At 61.2% G+C, this 21,065-nt stretch carries 14 protein-coding genes; 7 read left to right on the top strand and 7 right to left on the bottom strand.

The window, feature by feature from the left end:
- The 3 genes from HT737_RS03335 to cobM form a co-directional block, all read left to right on the top strand.
- On the top strand, nt 1-399 hold a 399-nt coding region (locus HT737_RS03335; protein ID WP_182401435.1), incomplete at its 5' end, for a CbtA family protein.
- Complete coding sequence (locus tag HT737_RS03340; RefSeq protein ID WP_047291465.1) at nt 396-809, top strand: cobalamin biosynthesis protein; 414 nt, start codon at nt 396-398, stop codon at nt 807-809. The genes HT737_RS03335 and HT737_RS03340, both read left to right, overlap by 4 nt.
- An 81-nt stretch (nt 810-890) precedes the next feature.
- Nucleotides 891-1,637 (top strand): precorrin-4 C(11)-methyltransferase, encoded by a 747-nt coding sequence (gene cobM / locus HT737_RS03345; protein WP_182401437.1) that lies wholly within the window; start codon nt 891-893, stop codon nt 1,635-1,637.
- Between the two features lie 187 nt (nt 1,638-1,824).
- On the opposite strand, the gene nfuA is transcribed toward cobM, so the two are convergent.
- From nfuA to HT737_RS03360, 3 genes are all read right to left on the bottom strand, one after another.
- The gene (gene nfuA / locus HT737_RS03350; protein ID WP_003225494.1) at nt 1,825-2,409 is read right to left on the bottom strand and encodes a Fe-S biogenesis protein NfuA; all 585 of its coding nucleotides are present in this window, start codon (nt 2,407-2,409) and stop codon (nt 1,825-1,827) included.
- A gap of 57 nt (nt 2,410-2,466) precedes the next feature.
- Nucleotides 2,467-3,495 carry an acyltransferase gene (locus HT737_RS03355; RefSeq protein WP_182401439.1) on the bottom strand — a complete coding sequence of 343 codons (1,029 nt, stop codon included), beginning with the start codon at nt 3,493-3,495 and terminating at the stop codon, nt 2,467-2,469.
- A 181-nt stretch (nt 3,496-3,676) separates the two neighbouring features.
- Nucleotides 3,677-5,971, bottom strand: coding sequence for a fatty acid cis/trans isomerase (locus tag HT737_RS03360; protein ID WP_182401441.1), 2,295 nt, complete (start codon nt 5,969-5,971; stop codon nt 3,677-3,679).
- A 156-nt stretch (nt 5,972-6,127) separates the two neighbouring features.
- Between HT737_RS03360 and metH the strand changes: the two genes are divergently transcribed.
- Entirely contained in the window at nt 6,128-9,838 is a 3,711-nt protein-coding gene (gene metH / locus HT737_RS03365; protein ID WP_182401443.1) for a methionine synthase, read from the top strand.
- A 50-nt stretch (nt 9,839-9,888) separates the two neighbouring features.
- Here metH and HT737_RS31645 read toward each other — a convergent pair whose 3' ends face one another.
- The 3 genes from HT737_RS31645 to HT737_RS31655 are packed head-to-tail and all read right to left on the bottom strand — an operon-like array spanning nt 9,889 to nt 16,886.
- Nucleotides 9,889-14,301: an NEL-type E3 ubiquitin ligase domain-containing protein gene (locus HT737_RS31645; protein ID WP_374011130.1), complete on the bottom strand. Its 4,413-nt coding sequence runs from the start codon at nt 14,299-14,301 to the stop codon at nt 9,889-9,891.
- Complete coding sequence (locus HT737_RS31650) at nt 14,216-14,557, bottom strand: hypothetical protein (RefSeq protein WP_306287155.1); 342 nt, start codon at nt 14,555-14,557, stop codon at nt 14,216-14,218. Before HT737_RS31650 ends, HT737_RS31645 begins: the two co-directional genes overlap by 86 nt.
- On the bottom strand, nt 14,511-16,886 hold the full coding sequence (locus tag HT737_RS31655; RefSeq protein WP_306287156.1) for a dermonecrotic toxin domain-containing protein: 2,376 nt from the start codon (nt 16,884-16,886) through the stop codon (nt 14,511-14,513). Before HT737_RS31655 ends, HT737_RS31650 begins: the two co-directional genes overlap by 47 nt.
- A gap of 199 nt (nt 16,887-17,085) precedes the next feature.
- On the opposite strand from HT737_RS31655, the gene HT737_RS03375 reads away from it, so the two are divergent.
- Nucleotides 17,086-17,304, top strand: a complete 219-nt coding sequence (locus HT737_RS03375) for a DUF2970 domain-containing protein (protein WP_025112547.1) — start codon at nt 17,086-17,088, stop codon at nt 17,302-17,304.
- A gap of 6 nt (nt 17,305-17,310) precedes the next feature.
- On the opposite strand, the gene HT737_RS03380 is transcribed toward HT737_RS03375, so the two are convergent.
- Nucleotides 17,311-18,384: an ABC transporter substrate-binding protein gene (locus HT737_RS03380; protein WP_182401445.1), complete on the bottom strand. Its 1,074-nt coding sequence runs from the start codon at nt 18,382-18,384 to the stop codon at nt 17,311-17,313.
- A 524-nt stretch (nt 18,385-18,908) separates the two neighbouring features.
- Between HT737_RS03380 and HT737_RS03385 the strand changes: the two genes are divergently transcribed.
- Together HT737_RS03385 and HT737_RS03390 are read left to right on the top strand one after the other, a co-directional pair.
- Nucleotides 18,909-20,567, top strand: coding sequence for a nitrite/sulfite reductase (locus HT737_RS03385; protein WP_182401447.1), 1,659 nt, complete (start codon nt 18,909-18,911; stop codon nt 20,565-20,567).
- On the top strand, nt 20,551-21,045 hold the full coding sequence (locus tag HT737_RS03390) for a DUF934 domain-containing protein (protein ID WP_047291445.1): 495 nt from the start codon (nt 20,551-20,553) through the stop codon (nt 21,043-21,045). Before HT737_RS03385 ends, HT737_RS03390 begins: the two co-directional genes overlap by 17 nt.
- The last annotated feature ends 20 nt before the right edge of the window (nt 21,046-21,065 follow it).

Below are 21,065 nucleotides of genomic sequence, written 5' to 3' on the forward strand. Positions count from 1 at the left end.
AAAACTTCGCAGGGCCTGCTCTGGGGCCTGGCCGGTTACGCGACCTTCGTCCTCGCGCCGACCCTCGGCCTGCCGCCTGAACTGCCGGGCACCGCTGCCGCCGATCTGGCGTCGCGGCAAACGTGGTGGATCGGCACCGCCGCTTCCACCGCAGTCGGCCTGGCCCTCATCGTGTTCAGCCGTCACTGGCTGATGAAGCTGCTGGGCGTGGCGATCCTCGCCGTGCCGCATGTGATCGGCGCGCCGCAACCGGAAGTGCATTCGATGCTCGCTCCGGAAGCCTTGGAAGCCCAGTTCAAAATCGCTTCGCAGCTGACCAACGTGGCGTTCTGGCTGGCCTTGGGCCTGATCAGCGCCTGGTTGTTCCGCCGCAAAAGCGCTGGTCAATACCACGCATGACCGATGACCGCGCAGCGCCGACCCTGGTGGTCGGCCTGGGCTGCCAGCGCGGCTGCCCGGCCAGCACGCTACGCGCGTTACTCGATCAGGCGTTGCAGGCGCATCGTATAGAACTCGAGGCGGTCAAGGCCCTGGCCAGCATCGACCTGAAACGCGATGAACCCGGTTTGCAGGAACTGGCCAGCCAACTGGCGCTGCCGCTGTTGTATTTCAGCAGCGAAGAATTGGCCATTTACCAACAGCGACTGAGCCATCACTCGCAGATTGCCTATGAGCGCACCGGTTGCTACGGTGTGGCGGAAAGTGCCGCCCTGGCCCTGGCCGAGCAGTTGATTCAGGCACCGGCAAAGCTGCTGATTTCCCGGCAGAAATACGCTCAGGCGACACTGGCATTGGCCGGCGCTGCGTAAATTCCCGATAATCCCCCTGTTTGATCATGAGCAATCTTCATCTGAAGCGTTGCCCTGCCCCGCTTTTCACAGGATGTCTTCATGACCGTCTACTTCATCGGCGCCGGCCCCGGCGACCCGGAATTGATCACCGTCAAAGGCCAGCGGCTGATCCGCAGTTGCCCGGTGATCATCTACGCAGGCTCGCTGGTGCCGGCCGCCGTGCTCGAGGGACATCAGGCGGAAACGGTGGTCAACAGCGCCGAATTGCATCTGGAGCAGATCATTGAACTGATCACAACCGCCCACGGCAAGGGCCAGGACGTGGCGCGGGTGCACTCGGGTGATCCGAGCCTGTACGGCGCGATTGGCGAGCAGATTCGTTGTCTGCGCGAGTTGAATATTCCGTTCGAAATCATCCCCGGCGTCACCGCCACCGCCGCCTGTGCAGCCTTGCTTGGCGCCGAGCTGACGCTGCCGGATGTGTCACAGAGCGTGATTCTGACCCGCTATGCGGACAAGGCCGCGATGCCCGCCGGCGAGGAACTCGGCGATCTGGCACAACATGGCGCGACCATGGCGATTCACCTGGGGGTCAATCATCTGCAGAAAATCATCACTGAATTGCTGCCGCATTACGGCGCGGATTGCCCGATTGCAGTGATTCACCGGGCGACGTGGCCGGATCAGGACTGGGTGGTGGGGACGCTGGAGGACATTGCGGCGAAGGTTGCGGCCAAGGGGTTTCGGCGTACGGCGTTGATTCTGGTGGGTCGGGTGCTGGGCAGTGAGGTGTTCAGCGAGTCATCGCTGTATCGCGCGGGGCATGCACATCTCTACAGACCCTGAGTCAGATGAGTTTTGTGGCTGGATAAAAAACCTGTGGTGAGGGGATTTATCCCCGATGAACTGCGCAGCAGTTCCATTTCTTGGGCTGCTTCGCACCCCATCGGGGATAAATCCCCTCGCTACAAAAGGACATAAAAAAACGGCGCTCACGGGGCGCCGTTTTTCATGTTCGCAGTGAACACCTTACTCAGTAGTAGGCGTTTTCTTTCTGCGTGTGGTCGGTCACGTCGCGCACACCTTTGAGCTCTGGAATACGCTCGAGCAAGGTGCGCTCGATACCTTCCTTCAGGGTCACGTCGGCCTGGCCGCAGCCTTGGCAGCCGCCGCCGAACTGCAGCACGGCAATGCCGTCCTCGACCACATCGATCAGGCTGACCTGACCGCCGTGGCTGGCCAGCCCCGGGTTGATTTCGGTTTGCAGGTAATAGTTGATGCGCTCGTTGACCGGGCTGTCGGCGTTGACCATCGGGACTTTGGCGTTTGGCGCCTTGATGGTCAGCTGGCCGCCCATGCGGTCGGTGGCGTAGTCGACGACGGCATCGTCGAGAAACGCTTCACTGAACGAGTCGATATAGGCGGTGAAGCTTTTCAGCCCCAGCGCGGTATCTTCAGGTTTTTCTTCGCCCGGCTTGCAGTAGGCAATGCAGGTTTCGGCGTACTGGGTGCCAGGCTGGGTGATGAAGACGCGGATGCCGATACCCGGGGTGTTCTGCTTGGAGAGCAGATCGGCCAGGTAATCGTGGGCGGCGTCGGTAATGGTAATAGCGGTCATGGAAACTCCTCGCAGGCTTGGGCGCAGTTTACGCCAATCATTGCGCCGGACAAAGTCCTAGTATTTTTGTCGGGAAAGATTCTCGACGGGTACGCGCAGCGGTTCGCCATCGATCCGCGCTTTAAGCCACTGATAGCAGCGTTTTTCCACCCATTCGTAGCTCAACCATGACCCCCCAGCGATGGCCACCGCGCAGACGATGAACATCAGATACGGGTTGACCCCGTAACGCCGCGCGATAAAACCGCCAACCGACAGCACCAGCACATGCATCAGATACACCGAATAATAGGAACAGTCGCCGAGCCATTTCATCACGCGGTTGTGCTCGACATAGCGCTCCAGTGCCATGCACGCCATCACCAGCACCGCGCTCGGAATTCCCCAGTTCAACAACCTTGGCGCCGGCGTCAGGTGGTAGACCGCTGTCAACGCGGCCCCCATCGCCAACAGCGGCAGCCATAAACCTGCACCGATCCAGCCCCGGCGATAGAGCACGCCAATGCCGATTCCCAGCAAAAATTCGTAGACGATGTCCGAACGGTAAAACTCGTTGATCCAGCCAAACGCCTGACAAACCGAAAACAGCAACGCGCCAACCACCAGCAAGCGCACCTGCCAGCGGAACACCAGCGCACAGGCGAACAACACATAGAAAAGCATTTCGTAATTGAGCGTCCAGCCGACATTCAGCGTCGGATAGATCCCATAACCGCCGGGATTCTGCGCAGGAATGAATAGCAGCGACAGCAGGACATGCGCCCAGTCCACCGACTGATCCGGCAACAGCGGTCGGGCGAACACCACCAGCAACGCCATCAGCAGCGTGTACAGCCAGTATGCCGGGACGATGCGCGACAGCCGATACAGCAGAAACCGCGCCGGAGGCAACGACTTGCTTTCGGTAGACAAGAAAATCACCAGCCCGCTGATGACGAAGAAGACATCGACGCCGACTGCGCCTTTATCAATGAAGAACTGCCCGACCGGGCCGCGCGCCTTGAAGTCGAAAAAAATCTGCATGAAGTGGTGGCAGACCACGGTCCACGCGGCAAGCGCCCGCAGGGCCTGCACTGAAATCAACATGATCGGCTCCCGTGCACAATTCCTGAATCACCTCCGGTCTCCTGTAGGAGCTGCGGCACGCTGCGATCTTTTGATCTTTGTTGTTAAAGAATCAAAAGATCGCAGCCTCGTTGCACTCGGCAGCTCCTACAGGGGCTTTGCGGTGTTGCTTGGAGTTGGGACAGCAGGTCGATCTCAACGATCAAAGATTCTCGTAGCGGTTCATGTCCAGCACGCCCTCTTCCACCGGTTCGGTTTCGTGGATGTACTGGCTCAGGTCGTGAAAATAGAACCAGAATTGCGGATGACTGCGACGGATCCCCCAACGTTCGACGATTTTCTCGAAGCGGTCGGCATCCTTGGCGCTTTCCATGGCATCGACAAACTCCGGGACTTGCGCGGCCGGAATGTTGAACATGAAATTCGGGTAACTGCTGAGCACGCCTGGATAAATGGTCAAGGTGTCGAGTCCCGGCTGATAGCGCAGGGATTCGCCCAACAGAAACGCCACGTTGCTGTGCGCACGGTTGCGCAGCAAGCTGTAGACCTCGCGTTTGCCGCTGCGGGTTTCGATACGCAGCAAGGTGGCTTCCGGCAATTGGTCGATAACCTTCAGACCGGCGGCCGGTCGTGACGTCAGGCGGCTCAGCGCCTGTTCGGCGTTCTGCAGCGCCGGGTCGATATTCGGTCGCGAGCAATAGGCGCCGTCACAGCGGTTGATCGGATCCGGCCGCGCATTGAGGTCGCCGTAGCGTGCCAGCAGTTGCATGGCGAAGTCGTATTTCGGGTCCTTCGGATCGAGCTTCAGCCCGGTCGGTTTGTCGTCGTCAATGGCTTCGTAGTCGAGCCACATCTTGAACTGGCCGCTGCTCTGATACCAATCGTCGAGATAGTCCTCACGGGAATCGGCCGGCATCAGACGCAGGAAGTTCTGTTCGGCGCCGTTGCGGATCAGGTCGAAATACAGACGGGTCTGCGCCTGATGGGAGACGTTGCCGAACACATCGAAGTTGACCGCCAACTGGTAATAGGTGCGTTCCAGCAGCGGATAGTCGAACAGCCACATCGTTTGCGGCACTTCGCCGATCAGGCCTTTGGTCACCGAAGCGCTGTCGAAGTGGCGGAAAATGCTCAGCAGCGCGTTGTCGTTGCCGGCCCACAGGGTCGACCAGCTCGGCGGCGGTTGGTCAGCGTAGCTGTCGCGGCGCAGGGCTTCGTATTCGTTGCGCTTGTTGCGGTAGTTGTGCCACAGGCTCAGGACACTGCCGACGTCATCGTTCTGCCCCGGCATTGCCAGCAACGGCGTGGCCTGGCCGCGATAGTTGGGGTCGGTGATGTACAGATCGTGTTCCGGGGCCTGGAACAGCGCCCAGAAGTTATCGCGGATCACATCCGTCGCAATCTGCCCACGGCACACCGGCCCGCGAATGAAGGTGCGGACGAAGTATTCGGCATTGTCGAGCATGAACTGGTAGCGCGCCTGCACCGGAATCGCTTCGAACGTGGCGAACGGGTTGGCCCGGCTCTGCGGCCCGTACCCCGGTAGCGCGTTGACTTGCCAGTTGCCGCTGTAGAACAGGCTTTTGACACGCGCCATCTTCGCCGCGCTCAGCGGATAAGTGATGTGGGTCTTGTGCACGATCACCCCTTGCACCGGCCACAGGCGGTAATACACCTGAGTGCCCGGGTCGTCATTCGGGCGTCGGGTGGCGATCAGGTCGATCGGCTGCCCGGTCGGCGTGCGCGAACGCACCCACTGGAAGTAGTGCCCCGGCTCGCCGTCCTTAAAATAGATATGGGCGAGGAACCAGTGTTCGAACAACCAGCGCCCGACCAGACTCTGCCGCGCGCCCGGGGTGTTGAGCAGGTTTTCCCACTGCACGATTTGCAGCGCTTCTTTGGCGCTTGGGGCCAGGCCTTGCTCGTCGATCGGCGCACCGGACGCCAGCCAGCGTTGCAGGGTCTGGTATTGCTGATCGGTGAGGCCGGTCACCGCCAGCGGCATGCCTTCTTTCGGATGGGCGCCGGCATAGCCTTCAAACTCGGCGGGCATCGCACACATGTTTTCCCGTTGCAGGCCGAGGACGATCTCTTCCGGCAACCTGGCATTCGGGGTCAGCGGGGTTTTGTGGCCCAGTTCCAGCATGCGCGCCATCAGCGCCGCCTGACTGCCCTGAGCGTCGAGCACCGAATAGAAGCCCTTCTGCTGCCACGCACGTTTGCCGAAAGCGTCATAGAACAGTCGCGTGGTCGGCGCGGCCTGGGTGCGCTCGCCGTCGTAGACCGGCATCTTGCTCGCGCCACGGCCAGCGCCTTCACCGCTGCCCAGATTGAGCTGGCACGCCGAGTCGTAGCACGCATGGCAGGCCACGCACTTCTCGGTGAAGATCGGCTGGATGTCTCGAGTGTACGAAATAGCAGGAGAAATCGCGGGTTCCTGCGCCACGGCGCCCCAGCTTAAAAACAGCAAGAAAATGCTGATGACGCGGTACGACATGCCCTTGATCCCGATCCAGAAAAAAACGCCCGCGATTCTACAGTATGACGCCCGTACCAACATGAGCGATATTCATGCAAAAGCGGCACATGCTCCAAAAGCGCACAGGTTTGCTATGATCCCGGCCCTTCGTCATGGTCTTTTCGAGTAGTCCCAATGTCCGATCGCAGCGTCCGCCTTCAAGCTCTCAAGCAAGCCCTCAAAGAGCGCATCCTGATACTCGATGGCGGCATGGGCACGATGATCCAGAGCTACAAGCTCGAGGAGCAGGATTATCGCGGCAAACGCTTCGCCGACTGGCCGAGCGACGTCAAGGGCAACAACGACCTGTTGGTGATCACCCGTCCGGACGTGATCGGCGGCATCGAAAAGGCTTATCTGGATGCCGGCGCCGACATTCTGGAAACCAACACCTTCAACGCCACGCGCATTTCCATGGCTGACTACGGCATGGAAGAACTGGCGTACGAATTAAACGTAGAAGGCGCGCGCCTGGCGCGCAAGGTGGCCGACGCCAAGACCGCCGAGAACCCGGACAAGCCACGCTTCGTCGCCGGCGTACTCGGCCCGACCAGCCGCACCTGCTCGCTGTCGCCTGACGTCAACAATCCCGGCTACCGCAACGTCACCTTCGATGAACTGGTAGAAAACTACACCGAAGCCACCAAAGGCCTGATCGAGGGCGGCGTCGACCTGATCCTGATCGAAACCATCTTCGACACGCTCAACGCCAAAGCCGCGATCTTCGCCGTACAAGGCGTGTTCGAAGAGCTGCACATTGAACTGCCGATCATGATTTCCGGGACCATCACCGATGCGTCCGGCCGCACCCTCTCGGGCCAGACCACCGAAGCGTTCTGGAACTCGGTGGCCCACGCCAAGCCAATCTCGGTCGGCCTCAACTGCGCCCTCGGCGCCAGCGAACTGCGTCCGTATCTGGAAGAGCTGTCGAACAAGGCCAGCACTCACGTGTCGGCGCACCCGAACGCCGGTTTGCCGAACGAATTCGGCGAGTACGACGAATTGCCGGTGGACACCGCCAAGGTCATCGAAGAATTCGCCCAAAGCGGTTTCCTCAACATCGTCGGCGGTTGCTGCGGCACCACTCCGGGCCACATCGAAGCCATCGCCAAAGCCGTCGCCGGTTACGCGCCGCGGCAGATTCCGGACATCCCCAAGGCCTGCCGCCTCTCGGGTCTGGAGCCGTTCACCATTGATCGCAGCTCACTGTTCGTCAACGTCGGCGAGCGGACCAACATCACCGGCTCCGCGAAGTTCGCCCGTCTGATCCGTGAAGACAACTACACCGAAGCCCTGGAAGTCGCCCTGCAGCAGGTCGAGGCCGGCGCCCAGGTGATCGACATCAACATGGACGAAGGGATGCTCGATTCGAAGAAGGCCATGGTGACCTTCCTCAATCTGATCGCCGGCGAGCCGGACATCTCCCGCGTGCCGATCATGATCGACTCGTCGAAATGGGAAGTCATCGAAGCCGGTCTGAAGTGCATTCAAGGCAAGGGCATCGTCAACTCGATCAGCATGAAAGAAGGCGTCGAGCAGTTCATCCATCACGCCAAGCTGTGCAAACGCTACGGCGCGGCAGTGGTGGTCATGGCCTTCGACGAAGCCGGCCAGGCCGACACCGAAGCGCGCAAGAAAGAGATCTGCAAACGCTCCTACGACATTCTGGTCAACGAAGTCGGCTTCCCGCCGGAAGACATCATTTTCGACCCGAACATCTTCGCCGTGGCCACCGGTATCGAAGAACACAACAATTACGCTGTGGACTTCATCAACGCCTGCGCCTATATCCGCGACGAGCTGCCGTATGCGCTGAGTTCCGGCGGTGTGTCCAACGTGTCGTTCTCGTTCCGCGGCAACAACCCGGTGCGTGAGGCGATCCACTCGGTGTTTCTGCTGTACGCGATCCGCGCCGGCCTGACCATGGGTATCGTCAACGCCGGTCAGCTGGAAATCTACGATCAAATCCCGCAGGAACTGCGCGACGCCGTCGAAGACGTGATCCTCAACCGCACGCAGGAAGGCACCGACGCCCTTCTCGCCATCGCCGACAAGTACAAGGGCGACGGCAGCGTCAAGGAAGCCGAGACCGAAGAGTGGCGCAGCTGGGACGTCAACAAGCGTCTGGAGCATGCGCTGGTCAAGGGCATCACCACCCACATCGTCGAAGACACCGAAGAGTCGCGCCAGTCATTTGCCCGCCCGATCGAAGTCATCGAAGGCCCGCTGATGTCCGGCATGAACATCGTTGGCGACCTGTTCGGCGCCGGCAAAATGTTCTTGCCGCAGGTGGTGAAATCCGCCCGTGTGATGAAGCAAGCCGTGGCGCATTTGATCCCGTTCATCGAACTGGAAAAAGGCGACAAGCCGGAAGCCAAGGGCAAGATCCTGATGGCCACGGTAAAAGGCGACGTGCACGACATCGGCAAGAACATCGTCGGCGTGGTGCTGGGTTGCAACGGCTATGACATCGTCGACCTCGGCGTGATGGTTCCGGCGGAGAAAATCCTCCAGGTCGCCAAGGAAGAAAAGTGCGACATCATCGGCCTGTCCGGCCTGATCACCCCGTCGCTGGACGAGATGGTTCACGTTGCCCGGGAAATGCAGCGTCAGGATTTCCATCTGCCGCTGATGATCGGTGGCGCGACCACGTCCAAGGCGCACACCGCCGTGAAAATCGAGCCGAAGTACAGCAACGATGCAGTGGTCTACGTGACCGACGCCTCGCGTGCGGTCGGCGTCGCGACGCAGTTGCTGTCCAAGGAACTCAAGGCCGGATTCGTCGAGAAGACCCGCGCCGATTACGTCGACGTGCGTGAGCGCACCGCCAACCGCAGCGCCCGTACCGAGCGCCTGAGCTACGCGGCGGCGATCGCCAAGAAGCCGCAGTTCGACTGGGCCAGCTACACGCCGGTCAAACCGACCTTCACCGGCACCCGCGTGCTGGACAACATCGACCTCAACGTGCTGGCTGAATACATCGACTGGACGCCGTTCTTCATCTCCTGGGACCTGGCCGGCAAGTTTCCGCGCATCCTCGAAGACGAAGTGGTCGGTGAAGCCGCCACCGCGCTGTACAAGGATGCGCGTGAAATGCTCACCAAGCTGATCGACGAGAAGCTGATCAGCGCCCGTGCGGTGTTCGGTTTCTGGCCGGCCAATCAGGTACACGACGACGATATCGAGCTGTACGGCGATGACGGCAAGCCCATGGCGCGCCTGCATCATCTGCGTCAGCAGATCATCAAGACCGACGGCAAGCCGAACTTCTCGCTGGCCGACTTCGTCGCGCCGAAAGACAGCGAAGTGACCGATTACGTCGGGGGGTTCATCACCACCGCCGGCATCGGCGCCGAAGAAGTGGCCAAGGCTTATCAGGACGCTGGCGACGACTACAACTCGATCATGGTCAAAGCCCTCGCCGACCGTCTGGCGGAAGCTTGCGCCGAATGGCTGCACCAGCAAGTGCGTAAAGAACACTGGGGTTATGCCAAGGACGAAGTGCTGGACAACGAAGCGCTGATCAAAGAGCAGTACTCCGGTATCCGTCCGGCACCGGGTTACCCGGCCTGCCCGGATCACACCGAGAAGGCCACGCTGTTCACCCTGCTCGATCCTGAGGCCAGCGAAATGCGCGCGGGCCGCAGCGGCGTGTTCCTCACCGAACACTATGCGATGTTCCCCGCAGCCGCGGTCAGCGGCTGGTACTTCGCGCACCCGCAGGCGCAATACTTTGCCGTGGGCAAGGTCGACAAGGATCAGGTGCAGAGCTACACCTCGCGCAAAGGTCAGGAACTGAGCGTGACCGAGCGCTGGCTGGCGCCGAACCTCGGTTACGACGAATAAGCGCGACGGTCACTCCCCGGATCGGCCAGGGAGTGACCGTTCACCAGGTTTTATGCGCCTGACGATTGCCCGGAGGAGCCGGGCATTGGTGCCTTGTCGGCAGACAAACCGATCCGTTCAATCGCTTGTCGCGTCAATTCGATAAGCCTGGCATTGCGCGCCGCTGCCTGATCGAACAACCGGCTCAGATAAAGCGGGTCGTCAACACTCAGACCGTCGTCCTCGCCCTCCTCCATCAACTGCCCTTCATCCATTTGCCTGAACGCTTCGGGCTGCTGCTCCTTGAGGTAATCCAGCCAGTAATCGCGCTGGATCAGATCCTCCAGAAACCGGTCGGAGTGCTCCGCGCTAACCACCTCGGCCCGCGCATCGAACAACTGCCGAGGCGTTACACCGGAGGCGAATTTCATGTTTTTCGGCTGCCCGGGCAATTCCAGTCCATCCTCCCAGCCACCGGTCAGACCGATCCGGTAACCGAGGCGGACTTCGGCTTCGTCAAAACCACTGCGCGCAGCCGCCGCTTTCGCCAGTTCATCGACCTTGTCCAGCCGGAACAGTTGCCGCGACAACGACAACAAGGCCTCGCCGCGAATTCCCGGGCGACCGGCCGGCAAATCGAGCAAGGCGTTGTAGGTAAAGACCTTGCTCTCCAGGCCACTGAACGTGAGGATTCGCCCGTCCACGCACGTTCCATGGGTGGCCGAGCCGGCGAAAATCACCTCGCGCAGTTCACTGTCGGCGGCGGCAGCCTCCATGACCCTCCAGACCCGTCGGGTCAGGTCGGCATTGGCCACGCGAAACTCCTGGGTGTCCTGTAATCGGTCAAGCAAATGGAAGAATGCCCCGCTGTCCGGTTCCGCAGCCAGTTGATCCCAGAGCCGGTCTCGGGCGGACGCCTGCTCCGGCGGCAGATTCGCCAGCCACGGCGCTTTCTGCTGCGCATGGCCCAGTTCGTCCGGAAGCGATTCGTCCGACTCGATGCTGTTCGTGGTTTCGCTGAGCCCGCCGGCAACATCGTCAGCCATTTCCTCCAGATCGGAACTCGAAAAACCGAGCACCCGCTGGCGGTTACCCGCCGTCTGATAGGCCCTGAGCCTTTCGAGGGACTCCTGCGACAGGTTGTAGTTGTCAGTCAGGTCGGTGCCGTCCATCAGCTCATCGTGCTGACCGTCCAGCGCCTCTTCGGGGATGGCGGTGATGTCGTTGCGACTGAGGTTCAGTGTCTGCAGGTGCCGCGCATCCAGCGCACCGGCCGGCCATTCGGCCAGATTGTTGTTGCGCAGATCCAGATTTTGCAAATGCTCGAAATAGCTGACGTCGAACGCATCAAGGTAGTTGTAGCTCAGGTCCAGAGCTTGCAGATGCTCCAGACCGGACAGCGCGGCATACAGGTCCTCGCTGCCGCTGAAGTGGTTGCTGGAAAGCTCGAGTCGCTCCAGCTGCGGCATCTGCCGGACGCCTTCAGGCAGCCCTGTGAGCGCATTGCCATTAAGGGTCAGATGACGCAGGTGGGTGAACGACTTGAGAAACCCGTCGCTGCCCTCGGCCGTCACCCGAGTGCCTGTCAGGTCCAGACTGCCGACATGCCCGAAATCCTCGGGCAGCGCCGGTAGATCGCCCAATTGCAGGCCGTTGAGATCCAGAACCGCATCGCCCCCGGCAACCGCTAACCTGGCACGCCAGCAGGTGAGGATGCGCCACGCCGCGAGGCTGCGCGACTGCGAAGAGATGACCCAGTCAGCTCCACGGGTTTCCCGGGTATACAGCCAGCCGTTGAGTCGGCGAACGAGGGTTTCAAACGTCTGACTCCAGCCCGTGATCTGCTCGGCGATCTGCACATCAGTGGCGCCATCGCTACGCAGCGCCTCGATCACTTGCATGGCTTGTCTATCGCTAAAGGCCGGCTGCATCCGCTGCAGATTCTGGCGCATGCGTACCAGCCCGGTACTGACGGGTGCCGGCGTCAACGGCAGCAACTGGCGGGCCACGGTCAAACCGTTCTCCGCTGGGGGAAACGTCGCCGGCACCGGCTCCCGGGCAAACGCATCCAGCGCGCCGGCAGGCAGACCCAGGTCGTGCTCGAGCCGCAGTTGCGCCGAACGCAGTTGCGCCGACGCCGCTGCGGTCAGGGGCGCACCGGTCAGGTTGGTGTTGAGCAGTGAGGTGCTCTCAAGCACGACGGGCGGCAGCGTGCTGATACGGGTATCGCGCAGGTCCAGCCACGACAGTTGCGGCAAGCCTTCTGCGCCTGCCGGCCAGTGTTGCAGGTGCGTGCGCTGCAGGTCGAGGGCCTTCAAACGCTGCAGGCTGCCCACGTTCAACTCGCTCAGCGGATTGTTCCGCAGATTGAGCTGTTCAAGCGCAGGCAATTCACTCAATCCGCTCTGCAGGCTTGAACCATCGGTCAACAGATTGTCGGCGAGGTCCAGGTGCATCAAGCGCGAAAGGCGCTGCGACTCGATCGGCCACTCGTGCAAGGCATTATTACTCAGATCAAGGGTGCGGACTTCGCTGAATGCGCTGATGAACCCGCGCATCTGCGCGCCGGCAACCCGCTGGCCATTGAGCAGCAGCGTGCGTACATGCGCAAAGGCGTCTGCCGGCAACACCGGAAGCTCGCTGAGCCTCAACCCCGACAAATCCACGGTCGAGGCGCTGATCGTTGCGCCATAGCGCTTGAACAACCCGTTGCGCCAACTGGCTTTGAGCACATGGACCAGGTTTGATCGCGCGATCAGTTCGGACAGCGATTCTGCCGACACCACCAGGCGCTGCTGCCACTGACTGAGTTCACGTTCCAGCGCCGCATATTGATCGCTCAAGGCATTGATGGCGGTGAAACGCTGCTGCTCATCGGGCCATTGCTCGAAGAAACGATGGAATATCCCCTCGGTGGATTGATGCACGCCCTCGCCCAGGCGCCGCAACTCGCCGCGACAATAATCCCTGACCATCGTCTCTCGATCGATCAGGTGCTCCGGCAGGGTTTTGACGTATTCGTACACGCCCGCGAAGTTTTCCCGGGAGAATCTTGACCAGTCCAGCGACAGCCCCGACCAGAGTTTTTCGTGCCCCTGCAGCAGCTCGGCGGGCACGGTGCTGATGCTCGTGTCCCTGAGGTTCAGACGCTCCAGGGCCGGCAGCTCCAACGCACCCGCAGGCCAGTCGAACAATGAATAGGCGACGATGTCCAGGCTGCGCAAATTGCGCATGCCGCTGACGTCGAACGCCAGCGACTGATAACTCGAGGTGCTGACACTCAATGCTTCAAGTCGGGTCAATTGAGCCAGGCGTGCCGGCATGTCGGCGGCATAGGGCATCGCGCCGTAGAGCGTCAGGTCAGTCAGCTCCGGCATGTTCTGTAGCACCACCGGCACGTTGGTAAACGTTTCTGCGGTGGCATTGATGCGCAGCGCCTTGAGCCTGGGGAAATGGCTCAACAGTTCATCGCCGTTGGCATCGGTGATGCAACGCCCTCTGATGCGCAGGTCGCGCACATGCGAGAAATCTGCCGGCAGCTCCGGCAACGGCTCGTCGCACGTCAGATCGAGGCGTGCGGCACTCGCCTGACTGTCGGCCAGTGGCGCATGGCGCCAGCTCTGCTTGAGGCTGCGCACGACGCTGGATTTGCCGCCGATCATCGATTGCAGCGTCGGCTCCGGGGAAGGCACACCTTCCCATTGCGCCAGTGTCGATTCGAGCGCCTGCCATTCACGCAGACGCCGTTGCAACATCTCGTAGATCTGCGCGTCAGTCCGCCCGGCGGCCAATTGTTTGAGGATGAACCCGCCCGCCTGCTGATCGGTGAGCGTCGGATACACATCCTGCACGCGCGTCACCAGCAGCGGGTTCACGCCTTCGCCGCGACCGCTGGCGTAATAACCCAGGCCGTGCTGGCGTACCCGCACTGGCGCCTTGAAGCGCTGCTTGTGGCCATGGCGCCTGCTCGCCAGCCGAGCCAGTTCGGTGCGATGGCGGGCCACACACTCGATCACTGCCCGGCGCAGTCTGGCACTACGCGAAACCTCGGCAAAACCCAGAGCCAGTCGCGTCTGATCGGGCAACGCATGGAGGATCGAGGCAAAAAAGTTGTCCCCGCGCCGCGGGACGCCGTTGAGCGCTTCCCCGTGCGCGCTGTACGCCTGATAGGCCGGCCCGCGCTTGACCAGGTAGTGAGTCTGACCGGCGCTTTCGCTGCCGATGCTGTCGATCAACGGCCCGTCGACACTGCCTTCGCGTACTTCCAGACGCACTTCGTCCGACCAGCCCGGCAGCCGCTCCAGGGCGCGCAAGGCCAGCCATTGGCTGTCGCCGCCGGCCGAATTTTCCATGTGCAGACCGGCACTCGCATGGTTGAAACGCCGCTGCCGGACATATTCACGGGAGATCTCCAGCAGCCGCAACGGTACCCGCCCACCGTTCTGCAGACGCGTCAGTTCCTCGGCGTTCGCCTCGAGCAGCACGCGGATTGCCGCCGAACTGCCCAGCCCCCGGCGTGGCGGCCTGTAGCCTGGCGATTCGCGGGTCGTTCAGCGCGGGTTCGTCATACAGCCTGTCGAACATTGCCGGCTGCCGGGTTCGCAGGTAATCGGCGATCTGTTTGCGCAACTCCAGCGGCCGGGATTCGATGACCCGCGCCGGCTCGGCACCCAGCAGCCAAACGGTTTGCGGCTCATCCAGCGTTGCCAGAATGCGCGCAGGCAGTTGGCCGTCGAGCACGTCGGCGCGGGTGATCCGGATCGGCGCACGCGTCGGGCCCTCGATTGCACCTGACGGCGCGCCGAACAGACGGCTGGGGCCGGACGAACTGCGGTCCGTCAAAGACTTCCAGCATCTGCCCGCTCGGCCAGCGCGGCATTTGCGTAAGCATGGGCAGCGTCAGCAGGTACGAATCGTCAAGCCTGGTTCCTCGTTCAACTTGGTCGATCAAGCGCCCGACCTGCTGATTCGCCTCATACAAGCGCAGCGTGTCGGCCAGGGCCAGTGGCGCCGGCTGGTGATCGAGGTGCATTTGCCGCAGGGCATCATCACTGACACCACTGAGGTCGGCGATTTCGAGCAATTGCTCATCCGAAAATGCGTCAGTCGAGTGACCGATGCGCCGCAGCAGGGTCAGTCGATCCCAGTGCAGCGGCCGCTCGAGGGTGTGGCGCCAGGCGCCCAGTCGATTGTGCTCGAGGAGCGGTTGATACGCCGCCGGATCCTGCGGGTGGAGGATGCGCCAGTTATTCAGGTTCTCGTCGTAGTGCGTCTGATAGAGCTTGCCCTGCTGGCGAATGAAGGTCTTGCCGTCGAACCGATACACGCCTTGCGCGTCGGGCCCGACAGTCGCTGGCAGGACAATATCGCTGGCGTAGGCATCGAGGTCGGGTTTCCACAGGCGAACCGAGCCATTGGGCCGCTCGACCGGTTGCAGGTGCTCGATCACGGGTTCGGCGGAGGCCGCGCGCAGGCGGCTTACGCCCTTGCCCACTGCGCCCATTACGCCAATCAGTGCCAGGTTCTGCGCCACATCGACCAGATGCGCCTTGGCAGCCTGGCGATCGCCTTCCGACCATTCGATGGCGCCTTCCAAGGACTCGTAGAGCAGTTGCCCCGCCATCACGGTCATCATGATTTCGCCCAGCACCGGGACGAACATCGACACCATGTTCAATCCCAGCATGCCGAGTTCGAGCAGATGATTGAGTTTGGCTGCCCGGACCCGGGCGTCGACGTCCGCCGTGGGCACGGCATGGGCGCGCGCGTCGGCGATGAATTTGGCCCGGTGCTGTTCGTAAAGGTATTGCCACAAATCGGTGTTGGCGCCCCAGATCCCGGCAACGTCCTGGCGCGTGATGGCAAACGGGTCGAGATACGGGTCAGGGTGCGGCTCGCGCTTGCCGGGGACTTCGGGTGGCAACTCCTTGATCTGCACGATAGTGGACAGCGGCGGTATCAGCTGTGCGACCTTGACCCAGATCGAATGCAACGGGTCACTCGGGGCGTCCGCGGCCTTCTGGGTGAACTGACTGAAATAGTAAGGGCGGTCGGCATAGGCCACGAACTGACTGAAAAACCGCTGGTAAGCGGTCGGTCCTTGCCCGGTCGCCGTAGTGTCGGTCGCCGTGAACTTGCGTTTGAACACCTCACGCATCTGCGCGCTGCTGTAACGCTTGAGCGGGTGTTGCGGGTCATGGGGAATGTAGACGATGAATTCGTTGGTGTAGCGGTAGCGCTCGCTGATGCTGAACACGACGCAACCGGTCATCCGCCGCTTCATCAGGCTCAGATCGCGAAACCACACGGCCTTGCCGCCAAGTTGCGGGTGGATCTGACCGTCCACCACCGACAGAATCATCCGGTAGTCGGCAGGCTCGATGTCCTTTTTCAGCAGCGCCCATTGCGCGGCGGCACGCAACGCGGCTTTCTGACTGGCAATGAACTGCCCACGCAAGGTGTCGTTGTTCTCGAAAAACGCTTTGATCCGTGTCTGATAAAGCGAACCGACGTCGAGTGAACGGCACAGCGTCAGAAACTGACTGACCGAGATGCCGATTTCTGCGGCCTGAAACTCGCCGGGGGTCGCTGTCTCGACCACGAAACCGGATTTGGCGTGATAGGCCCCTGCTTCACATTCCCAGGCCTCGAAGTTGTGCAGTGCCGCTTGCAACAATGGCAGTTTCAACACTTCGAAGGTGGACACTTCCACCTCCAGCACTCCGAGTTCGAAGGGCCGTCTGAGGCACAGCAAGGTCTTGCCGAGATCGACCGTGACGTTGAACTGATCCTTGAGTGCCTCGCCAAGCAACGTTTGGGCAAATGCCTCGACGCTTTCGAGGCCGGCCATGGTCTTGTCGAGTCGGGTCTGGGCGACAAAGGCAGCCGTGACCTGGTCTTTCAAGGCTTGTTGCTGTTTCTGCGGGAATTCGTGATAGCCGGGCGGTGGACGGGTACTGGCCGCCTTCATCGCGGCTTGCCGGGCTGGCGAGGCGGCAATCAGCCAATCGGGGATCATCTGCTCAAGCAACTTGCCGTGGACGCTGGCGCTGACGGGCGCACGGGGCAACGTCGGGGGAATGATGGGACATCCTGTCTCTCCTGAATAATGGGAGCACAGGACACCATGTCCGCCGCAGTGACCTGCGGTACATAGTTATCGCATGGCCGTGGGCGTATGACCGGACCCGTCAGGATCCCCCGTGCGACCACGGCACAACCGGCAGGATTGACTATGCTGTCGGGACAGCCTTTCGGACGGGGGATTTATGGACGATCCAGTCGACAACAAACCACCGAGCTTCTGGCAGATGCTGCACAGCGTGATGGCGGCGGCATTTGGCGTGCAAAGCGGGAAAAATCGGGCAAGGGACTTCACCCATGGCAAGCCCAGCCACTTCGTGATCCTGGGGATCGGCTTCACCGCCGTGTTCGCCCTGACCCTGTTTGCCATCGTCAAACTGGTGCTGCATTTCGCCGGGGTCTGAGGGCGGTCAGTGCATCAGGGTCTGCAGCTCGAACGGGTAACGATACGAGGCCGGACGCCCCTTGGCGGACAGCTTGCGAAAGCTCACCCCGTAACCCGGTGCCGAGCCCATGGCCAGAATTTGCCGGGCCTGATGCTTGTCGATCAGTTGCAGCAACGGCACCTGGCGATCACGACCGCCGTAACGGGCCAGGTCGACGCCCTGGTCATAGTCATGCAATTCCACCAGCGCCCAGCCGCCGAGGGTGAAATGACCGCCCACCAGTGCGCTCAGGCGTCCATCGATCACCGCCTGCAACGCCTCGGATGAGGTATTGACCGCGCTGAACAGCACGTCCTTGCCCGGCACCTTGCCCGCTTCGGCAAACGCGCGCATGGCGCCGAACGCCATCTCGTCATTTGCCGACCACACCAGTGACACCTTCGGATAGCGGCTGACCAGTTGCCGCGCCTGTTCGTAGGCGCGCTGCCGTGTCCAGCCGCTGTACACCAGTTGTCGCAGGCGCACCTGAGGATGCTCGGCCAAGGCACGCTGCATGCCGCGCTCGCGCAATTGCGCCGACGGCGTGATCTTCAGGCCGGAAAACGCCAGCACTTCAATCGGCTCGTCTCGCACCACTGGCGGATGCAAGCGAATCAACTCTTTCATCATCAGGTAGCCGCCCTCCTCGTCATTGGGCACCAGGCTGCCAATGCGATCGGCCCGCTCGCCGACCAGCGCCTGCTGATCGGCGGTCAGCACCGCGTTGACCATGAACAGCTTGACCCCGCTGCCTTCCGCCAGCCGCAGGATTTGTGGTGCAACGTACTGCTCGTTGACAAACATCAGGTAGTCGGGCCGGTTCGGTCCTTGCAGGGCAATCCTGGCCTGGGCCACGGTGAGTTCGGGCTGGCGTCGGGAATAGAGGATCTGCAAATCGATGCCAAGGTCACGCGCCGCCGATTGCATGAATTGCGAATAGCTGACCCAGAACGCTTCCTGAGTCGTACCCGGGTTGAGGAACAGCACCGACTCTGCCCGGGCTGCGGATCCGAAAACCGCACCGAACAGCAGGAGGCTGAGGCAGAAAAACTTCAACATGAAAGACCCGGGCCCAAGGAAAAATGGCCGCGCATTATAGCCCCCGAATCAGCGGCTATTGACGCCTGATCCCGTTTTTTGTCCGACAATCGTCGGAAGCGGACCCGGATCGGTCGTTTACTGATGGCTGACCCAGAATACCGCTGTCCCTACGACCAGAATAATCAGGAACAGAATGGCCCATGCATCGACACTGCTATCGCTTTTCTTTGCCTTGGTCGGATTGCTCATTGCATCGCCTCTTGTCGGTTTTATCGGTGATTGCAGAAAGACTCGATCACAGTTAAGACGATGATTGCCCCCGCGACAAATGTGGGTTAATCAACAACTATTCTCGTTAGGCGATTTGGTTCTTTACATATACTCAAACATCACTTTTGCGCATAACTGCAAACGGGTATATTGCCCCGGCTCCGTTAGGGAGTGCGCGGCCGTGCGCGCGTAATTGCAGAGGCACCATCGGACTCCAGCAAGCGAAAACGCAGCGTTTTCCGAGTAGCCCAAAGCCTGAGAACAGGACTTATATGTACGTATACGACGAGTACGATCAGCGGATCATCGAGGACCGCGTCAAGCAGTTCCGTGATCAGACCCGACGCTATCTGGCAGGTGAGCTGAGCGAAGAAGAATTCCGCCCCCTGCGCCTGCAAAATGGCCTGTACATCCAGCGTTTTGCGCCGATGTTGCGCGTGGCGGTGCCTTACGGCCAACTGACTTCCCGTCAGGTGCGCATGATGGCGAAGATTGCCCGCGACTACGACAAGGGCTACGCCCACATCAGTACCCGGCAGAACGTGCAGTTCAACTGGCCGGCGGTGGAAGACATTCCGGACATCCTCGCGGAACTGGCCACCGTGCAAATGCACGCGATCCAGACCAGCGGCAACTGCCTGCGCAACGTCACCACCGACCAGTTCGCCGGTGTCGCCGCCGATGAGGTGATCGACCCGCGCCCATGGTGCGAAATCGTCCGTCAGTGGACCACATTCCACCCGGAATTCGCCTACCTGCCACGCAAATTCAAGATTGCCGTCAACGGTTCGACCGCTGACCGTGCCGCCATCGAAGTTCACGACATCGGCCTGGAGCCGGTCCACAACGCCGCCGGCGAACTGGGTTTCCGTGTACTGGTCGGCGGTGGCCTGGGCCGTACCCCGGTGGTCGGCGCATTCATCAACGAGTTCCTGCCGTGGCAGGACCTGTTGAGCTACCTCGACGCCATCCTGCGTGTGTACAACCGCTATGGCCGTCGCGACAACAAATACAAGGCGCGGATCAAGATCCTCGTCAAGGCGCTGACCCCCGAAGTCTTCGCGCAAAAAGTCGATGCCGAGATGGAGCACCTGCGCGGCGGCCAGACCACACTGACCGAAGCCGAACTGCATCGCGTCGCCAAGCACTTTGTCGATCCGGACTACAAGGTTCTGGAGAACCAGACCGCGGCCCTGGCCGAACTCGACAAGGAGCATCCGGGTTTCGCCCGCTGGCGCTCGCGCAACACCCTGGCGCACAAGAAGCCGGGTTATGTCGCGGTGACCCTGTCGCTGAAACCGACCGGCGTCGCCCCGGGTGACATCACCGACAAGCAGCTCGACGCTGTCGCCGACCTGGCCGAGCGTTACAGCTTCGGCCAACTGCGCACGTCGCACGAGCAGAACATCATCCTGGCCGATGTCGAGCAGAGCCAACTGTTCACCCTGTGGGGCGAACTGCGTGAAAGCGGCTTCGCCACGCCAAACATCGGCCTGTTGACCGACATCATCTGCTGCCCGGGCGGTGATTTCTGCTCGCTGGCCAACGCCAAGTCGATCCCGATCGCCGAATCGATCCAGCGCCGTTTCGACGACCTGGACTACCTGTTCGACATCGGTGAGCTGGACCTGAACATCTCCGGCTGCATGAACGCCTGTGGTCACCACCACGTCGGTCACATCGGCATTCTCGGGGTGGACAAGAAAGGGGAAGAGTTCTACCAGGTGTCCCTCGGTGGCAGCGCCAGCCGTGACGCGAGCCTGGGCAAGATCCTCGGCCCGTCCTTTGCCCAGGACGACATGCCGGAGGTGATCTCGAAGCTGATCGACGTGTACGTTGAACAACGTACCGAAGACGAGCGCTTCATCGACACCTACCAGCGTATTGGCATCGACCTCTTCAAGGAACGCGTCTATGCAGCGAATCATTAAGAACAACGAAGTCGTCGACGAAACCTGGCACTTGCTGCCGAAAGATTTCAACATCGACGACATCAGCAATTGCGACGATCTGATTGTTCCGTTGCAGCTTTGGCGTGAACACAGCCGCATGCTCAAGGCCCGCGACGGCGGACTGGGTGTGTGGCTGGACGCCGATGAAGAAGCCGAGGAGATCGGTAACGACGTGGCCGAGTTTCAGGTCATCGCGCTGAACTTCCCGGCCTTCACCGACGGCCGCAACTACTCCAACGCCCGCCTGCTGCGCGACCGTTACGGTTTCAAAGGCGAACTGCGGGCGATTGGCGATGTGCTGCGTGACCAGTTGTTCTACATGCACCGTTGCGGTTTCGATGCGTTCGCCTTGCGCGCCGACAAGGACCCGTACGAAGCACTGGAAAGCCTGAAAGACTTCTCGGTCACCTATCAGGCCGCCACCGACGAACCGCTGCCGCTGTTCCGTCGTCGCTGATCGAACAACGCCTTGAGCCT

It is taken from the genome of Pseudomonas sp. MD195_PC81_125 (genome assembly GCF_014060985.1).
GTDB classification, from domain to species: domain Bacteria; phylum Pseudomonadota; class Gammaproteobacteria; order Pseudomonadales; family Pseudomonadaceae; genus Aquipseudomonas; species Aquipseudomonas parakoreensis.

What these genes read in the sequence shown, in the direction of transcription:
- nfuA (WP_003225494.1), bottom strand. Translation starts at nt 2,409, where the DNA reads ATGACCGCTATTACCATTACCGACGCCGCCCACGATTACCTGGCCGAT.
- HT737_RS03385 (WP_182401447.1), top strand. Translation starts at nt 18,909, where the DNA reads ATGTACGTATACGACGAGTACGATCAGCGGATCATCGAGGACCGCGTC.
- HT737_RS03355 (WP_182401439.1), bottom strand. Translation starts at nt 3,495, where the DNA reads ATGTTGATTTCAGTGCAGGCCCTGCGGGCGCTTGCCGCGTGGACCGTG.
- HT737_RS03360 (WP_182401441.1), bottom strand. Translation starts at nt 5,971, where the DNA reads ATGTCGTACCGCGTCATCAGCATTTTCTTGCTGTTTTTAAGCTGGGGC.
- HT737_RS03390 (WP_047291445.1), top strand. Translation starts at nt 20,551, where the DNA reads ATGCAGCGAATCATTAAGAACAACGAAGTCGTCGACGAAACCTGGCAC.
- HT737_RS03375 (WP_025112547.1), top strand. Translation starts at nt 17,086, where the DNA reads ATGGACGATCCAGTCGACAACAAACCACCGAGCTTCTGGCAGATGCTG.
- metH (WP_182401443.1), top strand. Translation starts at nt 6,128, where the DNA reads ATGTCCGATCGCAGCGTCCGCCTTCAAGCTCTCAAGCAAGCCCTCAAA.
- HT737_RS03340 (WP_047291465.1), top strand. Translation starts at nt 396, where the DNA reads ATGACCGATGACCGCGCAGCGCCGACCCTGGTGGTCGGCCTGGGCTGC.
- cobM (WP_182401437.1), top strand. Translation starts at nt 891, where the DNA reads ATGACCGTCTACTTCATCGGCGCCGGCCCCGGCGACCCGGAATTGATC.
- HT737_RS03380 (WP_182401445.1), bottom strand. Translation starts at nt 18,384, where the DNA reads ATGTTGAAGTTTTTCTGCCTCAGCCTCCTGCTGTTCGGTGCGGTTTTC.